Source organism: Roseovarius halophilus (ex Wu et al. 2025) (genome assembly GCF_047086965.1).
Map to the genome: position 1 here is coordinate 1 of NZ_JBKOTX010000467.1, position 1,368 is coordinate 1,368.

Sequence of the window (1,368 nt, forward strand, 5' to 3'; positions counted from 1 at the left end):
TCAATACCTGTAGTGTTCAGGTTTGTAGGGTCCTTTGGGTTTGACGCCGATATACTCGGCCTGGTCGTCGCGCAGCTTTGTGAGCTTGACGCCGATGCGGTCGAGGTGCAGGGCGGCGACCTTCTCGTCGAGGTGCTTGGGCAGGATGTAGACCTGGTTGTCGTACTGCGCGCCCTTGGTGAAGAGCTCGATCTGCGCCAGCACCTGGTTGGTGAAGCTGGCCGACATCACGAAGGACGGGTGGCCGGTGGCGTTGCCGAGGTTCAGCAGCCGCCCCTCCGACAGCAGGATCATGCGGTTGCCCGAGGGCATCTCGATCATGTCCACCTGTTCCTTGATGTTGGTCCACTTGTGGTTCTTGAGGTTGGCCACCTGGATCTCGTTGTCGAAGTGGCCGATATTGCCCACGATCGCCATGTCCTTCATCTCGCGCATGTGCTCGATGCGGATCACGTCCTTGTTGCCCGTGGTGGTGATGAAGATGTCGGCCGTGCCGATCTCGTCCTCCAGCGTGGTCACCTCGAAGCCGTCCATCGCCGCCTGCAGCGCGCAGATCGGGTCGACCTCGGTCACCTTCACGCGCGCGCCCGCGCCCGCCAGCGACGCCGCCGAGCCTTTTCCGACGTCGCCGTAGCCGCAGACCACCGCGACCTTGCCGGCCATCATCGTGTCGGTCGCGCGGCGGATGCCGTCGACGAGGCTTTCCTTGCAGCCGTACTTGTTGTCGAATTTCGACTTGGTCACTGAATCGTTGACGTTGATCGCCGGGAAGGGCAGGTGCCCCTTCTCCATCATCTTGTACAGCCGGTGCACGCCCGTCGTCGTCTCCTCGCTCACGCCCTTGATCATGTGGCGCTGCTTGACGAACCAGCCGGGGCTCTGCGCGATCCGCTTGCGGATCTGGGCGAAAAGCGCCTCTTCCTCCTCGGAGGTCGGCGCGGCGATCAACTCGTCCTCGCCTTCCTCGACGCGCGCCCCTATAAAGATGTAGAGCGTGGCGTCGCCGCCGTCGTCAAGGATCATGTTCGCGCCGTCCTCGAACTGGAAGATCCGGTCGCAGTACTCCCAGTACTCCTCCAGCGTCTCGCCCTTCACGGCAAAGACCGGCGTGCCGCCCGCCGCGATCACCGCCGCCGCGTGGTCCTGCGTGGAAAAGATGTTGCACGACGCCCAGCGGACCTCGGCGCCGAGCGCCACAAGCGTCTCGATCAGGCACGCCGTCTGGATCGTCATGTGAAGGCTGCCCGCGATCCGCGCGCCCTTCAACGGCTTCGCATCCCCGTACTCCGCCCGAAGCGCCATCAGACCCGGCATCTCCGTCTCGGCAATGTCAAGCTCCCGACGGCCGAAATCCGAAAGCGAGATGTC

General features: G+C 63.7%; 1 protein-coding gene. It reads right to left on the reverse strand.

All coding sequences use genetic code 11. The features are described 5' to 3' along the window. Positions 1-1,368 (reverse strand): adenosylhomocysteinase (gene ahcY, locus ACH107_RS32870; RefSeq protein ID WP_412509789.1); only part of this gene is annotated, 1,368 nt, incomplete at its 5' end.